Source organism: Acinetobacter sp. YH01025 (assembly GCF_013420185.1).
In the GTDB taxonomy this organism is placed as follows: domain Bacteria; phylum Pseudomonadota; class Gammaproteobacteria; order Pseudomonadales; family Moraxellaceae; genus Acinetobacter; species Acinetobacter indicus.
The window spans coordinates 1-2,400 of record NZ_VOYR01000034.1 but is presented as its reverse complement, the minus strand read 5'-3'; the positions used below and the strand labels follow the sequence as shown (position 1 = coordinate 2,400).

Below are 2,400 nucleotides of genomic sequence, written 5' to 3'. Positions count from 1 at the left end.
AGTGAATCACCTGATGATTTCATGCAACGGCTTCGCATCATGCTAAAAGACCCCAAACAGCAGATTCAGTTTTATGACTATCTGAAATCCCAAAAGTAGCAATTAATCCTCTAAAAAAGATTTCAAAACGCCCCAACTTTTGGGGCTTATTTTTATCTTTTTCAGAGGTCGGTTTTTTGTTTCTCGGAGAGAAACGCGGAAGCGTGCATTCCCTCCTGCTGTCGGAAAATGATAAATCCCCAAACCGCTAAAACTTGCCGATCGGCAAGTTTTGAAATATCAGATTTTCACACATGGCGAAAAACCGCCTAGAATCGCATTTAAGCGCTCTTTTCTCAAAAACAGGGAAATCTAGCTAAACAGGGCTAAAAACGCCAATAAACGCAAAATAGGAGCATTTAGACCATGAAATTGAGTGATGCTGAAAAAAATAAGCGTTTGTCAGAGGTGTTTTTAAAGAAATCAGATCGAGAATATTACGATTTAGAAATCACTGAAGATCATCAAAAACTTTATGATCAGTACGTTTCAGGTGATTTAAACAAGCAAGATTTTGAAGAACAACTAAACAAATTGATCAAGTAGCCGAGCGAGTGTCTACGAGCGACTGTGCGTTATAAAAATTTCGCCCCTGCCTTTTCCCTGATTACAAGCTCCCTATTGCCTCATAACGAGATTTACAGAGCAAAGCGACTGTAGCCATTGGCTCCATGACGAGCGAAGCGAGCATAAAGCTTTATGAGCGAAGCGAATCCATTCTTGTTTTTAGCGTCCTAGCCGGTCTTTGAAAAAACTGCCCCCAGGAATCGAGCGCAGCGAGATTCAATAGAGTTTGAGCGAAGCGAAAACATAGGGCAGTTTTAAACACCGTTTTTGATTTTTTTGGGCTTTTAATAATAAAAAAGCTTTTAAATGCTTTTAGGCAGCCTGAAAGCATTGATATACGTGCGTTTCAGAGGACATAAGACGACACTTAGTGTGCTAAAAGACGACACTTAGTGTGCTAGAAATTCTCAATAAGACGACACTTAGTGTGCTTTGAAAGACAGAATTAAATATGTCGCTTTATTGACACTTACCTTGCAGAATTTAATTTCAATATGCCTACACTTAGTTTGCAAAATGCGACAAATTAAAAAATGTCGTCTTATTGACTATCGGCAGGGATTCCCCTAGCATCAATAAGACGACATAATAAAATAAGACGCTATATGAAAGATTTAATTGTGAAAGATAACGCTTTAATTAATGCCAGCTACAATCTTGACCTAGTAGAACAACGGTTGATTCTTTTAGCAATCATTGAAGCCCGTGAAAGTGGCAGAGGTATTAATGCGAATGACCCATTGACCATTCATGCAGAGAGCTATATCAACCACTTTGATGTATTGAAAAATGGTGCTTATCAAGCACTAAAAGAAGCCTGTAAAGACTTGTTCGCTCGTCAATTCAGTTACCAAGAACAAAGAGGAAAAGGAATAGCTCATATTACCTCACGTTGGGTTTCTCAAATTGCATACATCGAAAAAACGGCATCTGTGGAGTTAATTTTTTCACCTGCAATTATTCCCTTAATAACTCGACTAGAAAAACAATTTACAAGCTATGAATTAGAACAAGTAAAAGGGCTTTCCACTGGCTATTCCATTAGGCTTTATGAACTTTTGATTGCTTGGCGTAGTAGTGGAAAAACACCAATTATTGAGCTAAATGAGTTCAGAAAAAGATTGGGTGTACTGGAAAGTGAATATCACCGAATGCACGACTTTAAAAAGCGTGTTTTAGAACCATCATTAAAGCAAATCAATGAAAATACGGATATTACTGTCAAAGAAGAACAGCACAAAAGAGGGCGTAATATTATTGGTTTCTCATTCCGATTTAAACAGAAGATACAGCCCAAAAAACAACAAAAAATCGACCCTAAACGAGATCCAAACACACCCGATTTTTTTGTTGAAATGACCGATGCACAACGGCATTTGTTCGCACATAAATTATCTGAACTGCCCGAAGTTGGTAGCGAATATGCAGAGATCGGAGAGTCAGCCGAAGACTTTACGAAACGCCTTGCCGACATGCTTTTAGAGCCAAAAAAATTCAGAATGTTTTACCCGCTACTGGAACAGCTCGGCTTTGGTTCTAAGAAAATCCAATCTGCACCAATCAAACAGGTCGATGAACCTAAGTTTTTAGATTTTTCAAACATGCAGATCAACCGAATTTCTTACGGCATGTCCAGAGATAAAAAATTCAACTATTTGAAACAAGAAAGTGAATCACCTGATGATTTCATGCAACGGCTTCGCATCATGCTAAAAGACCCCAAACAGCAGATTCAGTTTTATGACTATCTGAAATCCCAAAAGTAGCAATTAATCCTCTAAAAAAGATTTCAAA

1 protein-coding gene and 1 pseudogene are annotated in these 2,400 nt (G+C 38.1%); both read left to right on the top strand.

All coding sequences use genetic code 11. The annotated features are described in order from the left end of the window. Positions 1-405: 405 nt before the first annotated feature. Positions 406-585 (top strand): hypothetical protein, encoded by a 180-nt coding sequence (locus tag FTT89_RS14425; protein WP_180103263.1) that lies wholly within the window; start codon positions 406-408, stop codon positions 583-585. Between the two features lie 626 nt (positions 586-1,211). Next, positions 1,212-2,138: pseudogene (repM, locus tag FTT89_RS14420) on the top strand (replication initiation protein RepM); the annotation flags it as partial. Positions 2,139-2,400: the final 262 nt, after the last annotated feature.

What these genes read in the sequence shown, in the direction of transcription:
- FTT89_RS14425 (WP_180103263.1), top strand. Translation starts at nt 406, where the DNA reads ATGAAATTGAGTGATGCTGAAAAAAATAAGCGTTTGTCAGAGGTGTTT.